The sequence below is a fragment of the Oceanicaulis sp. UBA2681 genome, from assembly GCF_002354675.1.
Lineage (GTDB): Bacteria > Pseudomonadota > Alphaproteobacteria > Caulobacterales > Maricaulaceae > Oceanicaulis > Oceanicaulis alexandrii.
The window spans coordinates 402,578-408,153 of the sequence record NZ_DEMB01000003.1 but is presented as its reverse complement, the minus strand read 5'-3'; the positions used below and the strand labels follow the sequence as shown (position 1 = coordinate 408,153).

General features: G+C 67.2%; 4 protein-coding genes. All 4 read right to left on the bottom strand.

All coding sequences use genetic code 11. The annotated features are described in order from the left end of the window. Positions 1 to 3,416 (bottom strand): baseplate multidomain protein megatron (locus B3M53_RS02770; RefSeq protein WP_286799604.1); only part of this gene is annotated, 3,416 nt, incomplete at its 3' end. Between the two features lie 12 nt (positions 3,417 to 3,428). Beyond that, the gene (locus B3M53_RS02765) at positions 3,429 to 3,866 is read right to left on the bottom strand and encodes an NlpC/P60 family protein (protein ID WP_273019566.1); all 438 of its coding nucleotides are present in this window, start codon (positions 3,864 to 3,866) and stop codon (positions 3,429 to 3,431) included. After that, the gene (locus B3M53_RS02760; RefSeq protein WP_273019564.1) at positions 3,866 to 4,726 is read right to left on the bottom strand and encodes a DUF2163 domain-containing protein; all 861 of its coding nucleotides are present in this window, start codon (positions 4,724 to 4,726) and stop codon (positions 3,866 to 3,868) included. Before B3M53_RS02760 ends, B3M53_RS02765 begins: the two co-directional genes overlap by 1 nt. A 62-nt stretch (positions 4,727 to 4,788) precedes the next feature. Next, positions 4,789 to 5,406, bottom strand: coding sequence for a DUF2460 domain-containing protein (locus B3M53_RS02755; RefSeq protein WP_273019563.1), 618 nt, complete (start codon positions 5,404 to 5,406; stop codon positions 4,789 to 4,791). Positions 5,407 to 5,576: the final 170 nt, after the last annotated feature.

The following is a 5,576-nucleotide window of genomic DNA, read 5'->3' as shown; positions in this document are numbered from 1 at the left end:
GACAGCGCCGCATCGCGTTCCGCATCGGTCACCGGCAGCATGCCCAGCGCGCCATCAAGCGTCACCACGCTGGCGCCCGCAGAGGCGCCGGGCGCCAGCGAGCCGCCCAGACCGCGCAACAACCCTGTCAGTCGCCAGGCGCCGTCCAGGTCGAGCGATGCGGTTTCAAACGCCATCACTTCCCAGCCGTCTAACGTTTCAATCGCGATCTGATTGGCGCCGGCCAGAACCGAAACGCGCGACCGGCTTTCAAAGGCGCCGTCATAGAGCCGAACACGTACCTCTGCGTCCTGACGCCAGCGTCCCTCGGGGCCGGCGGCCAAATCGTCCAGTAAAACGCCGGTCTGTGCGGGCGCGTTCACGCGTGACCGCGCCTGCGCGCTTTCCAGATCAGCGCCGGCATAAAGCTGCACCGCTCCCGCCCAGGGTTGGCTCCACACCGCCGCCAGCAGCCCGTTGCGCGGCGTGTCTTCATCCGGGCCGAGGGGCAGGTCCAGCAAACGCACAAGCGGGCGTCCCGCCGCGACCGGCGCCGCAGGGATTTGCGGTTCCGGCCCGGCCACCGGCGCCAGCCCGCCCAGCGCCGGGCCGAGCTGAGCTGTGCGCGACGCGACACCCTCCAGCGCATCCAGCCGCCAAAGCGGGCTGTCAGAGCCGCTTATCTGCACCGGGTCGCCCGCTTCAAGCCGAGCCATCGAGGGCGGCAGGGCGGCGCTCAGGCTTTCCCCTTGCGTCCGGGCGCGCGCCAGAAGATCACGCGCCCAGCCCTGCGCCAAACCGCGATCAGCCAGGATCGGCGCCTGAATTGAGATCAGACCCTCGGTCACATGGTCCAGCCCGCGCGCGCTGACGGCGGCGGGCGCATAATCGCCTTCATCACCGATGAGCGTAAGCCGGGCGTCTGCGGGGGCGTCCTCCAACGGCGCGCGGGTATAGACGGCGCCGTCCGCCCCTTCGGGCAATTGATCGACCTCCAGCATGACCGGCGCGCTGACCGGAGACAGCGGCAGACAGGCCGCGCCCCGGCTTTGGTCCACCAGCGTAAAGCCGAACACCGCGCCCAGGCTGGCGATCACATCACGCGCCCGTTGCGGACGGTTGATCACATAGCCCGCCAGCACGCCGTCGATCTGGCGCGTGTCCAGCGCGTCCAGCCCGGCGCGGCGGGCGATGTCTTTCACCACGGCGCTCAACGAAGACTGCCCCGCCCGCCCCGTCAGCCAATGCCCGCGCCGCCAGTTGCCGCCATCGCTCCAGATATCGCTGCGGGCGGGAAATTCAGGAAACGGCCGGGCGTCCCAGCACCAGACATGGCTGCGTTCCATATCCAGCATGGGACCGCCATAGACCGGCGAGACCGGATTGCGGCCCTGCTCGGGCGCCCAATAATCGAGTACGGTTTCGATCGCCCGGCGCTGGATCAGGTCGTCACGCGCGCCGGTGGAAAAACGCGGCGCCCGGCTTTCCGCGCTTTTGGGGTCGAGGAAGACATTGGGCTGGTTCGAGCCCTTGTCCACCGCCGGACAGCCGAGCTCCACAAAGCGGATCGGCTTGGCGCCCGGCGCCCAGCCTGTGGGCGTCGCCGCACGGTGTCCGCCCACCCGGTCATGATGCGGATTGGACCACCAGTCCGCGAGGCGCTTATACGCCCAGATCCAGTCCTCCCCATGGGCCGTGTCAAGGATGGGCGTCCGGGTCTGGCTCAAACGGTCGGCGTCCGACGCGTAATACCACTCCCCGCCTTCACCGCCCTCGACATTGACGCTGAGATAGGCGCGATCATGGATCGAGCCGAAGGCCGCATCGGCATGGCTCTCCCCGTCCCTCCAGTCTGACAAGGGCGCGTACCAGTCGAGCCCCACATAATCCACGTCGGGATCCGACCAGAGCGGATCGAGATGAAACAGGCGGTCCCCGCTGCCGTCCCGGGGCGCATGCCCGGAATATTCAGACCAGTCCGCCGCATAAGACAGCTTGACCGACGGCCCCAGAAGCGCCCGCGCCTCTGCCGCCAAGGCTTTGAGGCGCGTCACGGCGGGATAGGTCGTGCGACTTGAGCGCACCTGATTGAGCGCGACCATTTCCGACCCGATCAGAAAGCTCTCCACCCCGCCCGCCGCTTTCGCCAGCGCGGCATGGTGCAGAATGAAACGATCAAATCCCCAATCAGATGCAGGGCCGGTATAGCGCACCGCATCGCCTGCAACCTGGAAGTCCGTCGCGCGCACGTAGCCGAAAAAACCATCCACCTGCACGCTCGCTTGCGCGCTTTGATCGGGAGAGCCCGGCAAACCTGGCGCGGGCGCACAGCTGATCCGGCCTCGCCAGGGATAGGCGGCCTGATAGGGCGCGCCATAAGGGTCGTCGCCGCGCGTGGTCTCAGGAATATCCATCAGGATGAAGGGATACAGCGTGACCTGATAGCCGCGCTGTTTGAGCGCCCGGATCGCACTGATCACGGTCTCATCAGACGGCGTGCCGCCATAGACCGGTGCGTCATCACGCTGGGACACCAGATGCGCGTCAGCTCTGGACAGTCCTGCTACCGACCAGTCCAGCGGACGTGTGGTTTTCTCGCGCGTCTCAACGCCCGGCCGGATCTGGCAAGCGCCGCAGCGCAGATCATCGCCAAACCAGCTGGTGACCAGCGCCACCGATCTGACCTGCGGCAGGCGCGCGGACAAGTCATCCAGCGCCGCCTCAAGATTGGTGAACGCGCGGCTGGTGTGAACGTTCTCGGCCAGCTCCTCGCCTTCGCGCAACTGGCGATAGACCGGCTCTGTCGCATAGACGAACTCGCCCGAGGCCGGGATCAGACACACGCCCTGAACCAGGTGTTCAAGTTGCGGCTCATTGCCCTGATCCTCGCCCGCGCCCAGCACTTCGAAGCTCAAATTGGGCAGGCGCGCGCCATAGGCGTCGAGCGGGAAATCCTCAAACACCATGTAAGCGAGGCCGCGAAAGGCGGGCGCCGCGCCCTCCACCGCCTCGATCAACGGATCCGGCGCCTGATCGGGCGCGCCGGTATGAAGCCGCATCACCGCCGCGTCATGGTCCAGCAATTCGCCATTCGCCCAGATGCGTCCGACGCCGGACACCGGACCTTCGCACAAGGCGACCGCAAAGCTCGCGGCATACTCATACTCGGTGATCTCAGGCCCGCCCTTGCCGCCGCCGGCGCTGCGCGTTCTGGCGGTTTCGGTGACCGGCCCCAGCCAGATCACCTGCCCGGCGAGACGCATCCGGCCATAGACGATCGGCACGAAGGCGCCCTCGGTCGAGGTCTGGACGCTGAAGCTCTCAAGACGCGGGCCTTGCTGGTCTGACGCAAACAGGCCGCCAACCAGCGAGCCCACCCCTGCTTGCAGGAATGACGCGCCGACCTGCTGGGCGGCGGACAGGAGAAGCTGACCCATGAGATCCTCGCTCTAGCAAAGGGGGAAGGCGTAGGCGCCTGCGATCCGCCGGCGCCACCAAGGCCCTAAAGCGGTCTCGCACACGCGCTGACCGCGCCAGGCGTGCAGGATGCGATCCGGCGCGCTGAGAATGGCGCAATGGCGCGCGGGGCCGTTCGGGGAATAGTGAAACAGCACCACATCGCCCGGCGCCGCCGAGACGATCTCGACAGGCGATAACCAGCGCGCCGCCGCCTCGCTCAGAAGATCGCGCGCGCTACGCTCGGCCCAGTCAGGCGTATAGGGCGGCAGGGTCTGGGGTTCGGGACCATAAAGCGCACGCCAGACGCCGCGCACGAGGCCCAGGCAATCACAGCCCGCCCCCTTCACGCTCATCTGGTGATGATAGGGCGTGCCAGTCCAGCTTCGCGCTTCGCGAAGGATGCGCGAGCGGTGTTCCAGCTCAGTCATCAGCGCGCGCTCACCGGACGGATCAGGGCGTCATTGCCGGGCATGTGCGGACAGCCGCGAAAGTTCGCAGCGTTGGAAAAGCGCGCCTTGCAGGTCTCTAAGCGCTTGTCGCATCCGAGTGTCAGCCTGAGCGCCTCGCCCGCTTCGGCGGCGGGCGCCGCGCTGTCGAGTTCAACAATCAGCCCGGTCCCGTCCGCGCGCGCCGTGACGATGCGCTGGTCCGGCCAGGATGGCTGAGCTGTCCAGGACAGCACGCCTTCAGAGAAAACACTGGCGTCACCCGGCGCCGGGTCCAGCCCCTCTATCCGAATAGCGCGCCGGGTGATCTGTCCCGCCAGCAGGCCGCTCACTCGGCGTCCCAATGCGGCCAGATCGACCTGACAGCGTTCATCGCCCAGCTCGGCGTCGCATTGGCGCGAGAACACCCGGCCGATCGTGCGGTTCAGACGCGCGGACAGGCCTGAAACTTCCGCTTCAAAGCCCTGATCGCCATAGCGGATCTCGCCCAGCTCTCCGGTGAAGGCGCGATAGTTCAGCGTCGGATCTGACCAGTCGACCCGATAGAGCGCCAAAGCGGCGCCGTCCCAGGCGCCCGCCTTGATGGCGTCCTTGGTAATCACGCCGCTGTCGAGCTGCCCGAAGACGGCGCCGCGCGCGGGGGCTGATCCCGTTTCACTTCGCAAATCGCCGGCGCTGAAACCTGAGGCAGGTTCGCAGCTTACGCCATCCACTTGCAGTATCTGGTCATGGTCGGTGAAGCCAAAGCGGGCGCCGTCGCGGCGGGTCAGGATCCAGGCCCAGCTCAGCGTGGTCACCCCCGCATCCAGCCGCGCCTGCGACTCGGGCGGAATCTCGATCATCACGAGCCTCCATAAAAAAAGCCCCGGCGAAAAGCCGGGGAGAAGCTGGGAAACATCCGGCCCTAAAGCCGAACCTCGATCAAAGGCACGGAGCTGATTATCGCGGCGCCGGATTCAAGGCTCGCCTCCAGCTGATCGGCGTCGAACCGGGCCGGCACGTCAAAGCGGAAACCCGCCGTGATCAGGGCGCCGTCGGGCGGCGGCGCGTCAAAGACGATCTCGCCGCCGGGCTCGACGCTGACCGGGGTTTCAACGCCGTCGAGCGCCACGCGAACACTATCGGTCTGGGGCAGCATAATCGGGCGGTCCCAGCGTCCGGCGCCATCGCCATAGGCTTTGAGAAGTGGAAACCGATCCGTCGCGCCATCCCCGGTTCCGATCACCTGATCAAGCGGCCCCGGCGCCGCGCCGGGCCCCGCCGAGCCGTGATCAAAGGGGTCTGTGAACCGAAAGGCGTGCAACCGCCCCAGCCGCGCCTCAAAGAACGCAACCAGCCGCGCCAGATCCGCCTGGGACCGAACGCCGGGCGCCGCATCCCAGCGCCGTCGCGAGTCGCGCCAGACGGCATTGCGTTCTTCGCGCCCTGAATTGAGCGTCACGATCTCGGTGCGCCGTTCGGGGCCCCCGCGCGCCGCCAACCCGATCGAGAGGGGAAAGCGCACATCATGAAACGCGCTCATAACCGGCGCCCTCCCCTTTGTACGGCGCGCGCCACAGCCGCCGCGATCTGGCTTTCAGAGCGTTTGACGCCCTCAAGCGTCTGCCCCTGAGCGATGATGGTGATGTTGACCGGCGCCGCGCCCAGGGGCGACACCGCGCCGGACTGGCCGGGCGTGAACACTTCCGGTCC

Excerpts from the sequence above, each read along its gene's own strand:
- B3M53_RS02765 (WP_273019566.1), bottom strand. The coding sequence starts at position 3,866 with ATGACTGAGCTGGAACACCGCTCGCGCATCCTTCGCGAAGCGCGAAGC.
- B3M53_RS02755 (WP_273019563.1), bottom strand. The coding sequence starts at position 5,406 with ATGAGCGCGTTTCATGATGTGCGCTTTCCCCTCTCGATCGGGTTGGCG.
- B3M53_RS02760 (WP_273019564.1), bottom strand. The coding sequence starts at position 4,726 with ATGATCGAGATTCCGCCCGAGTCGCAGGCGCGGCTGGATGCGGGGGTG.